The following is a 379-nucleotide window of genomic DNA, read 5'->3' on the forward strand; positions in this document are numbered from 1 at the left end:
GGCACTCTTGATCGCGCCGTCGTAAAGGCGGAACAGGCAGTTGTGATAACTGAGGCCCGCGATGGCCGAGACATGTTTCCAGTTGAAATGAAACTGGATGACTGGCGTTTTACCTTTCGGCGCCCAGGTGCGCACGCGCGTGGGTCGCTCCGAAAGTCCAGACTCGTCAATGAAGACGATCAGCCGTTGCTCCCGCGTACACTTTTTTTGAGCGCGGGCCAGGTCTTTTGCTTCCACGCCAGCACAGCGTCCTCGTCGCGTTCGATAGCGCGTCGGTCTGGGCGTTGGGGCGAGAAGCCGAGCGAATCCAGAATGCGCCAGACATGGGCCTCGTTGTATGACACCCCGAAGCGTTGCTCGATGAGTAGACGCACCCGTT

Annotated in this window: 1 pseudogene; it reads right to left on the minus strand. The window is 59.1% G+C overall.

Annotated features, from left to right (window positions below):
- Positions 1-379, minus strand: a pseudogene (locus tag AC1DN0_RS41810) (winged helix-turn-helix domain-containing protein); the annotation flags it as partial.

The organism is Cupriavidus sp. 05N39 (assembly GCF_056397325.1).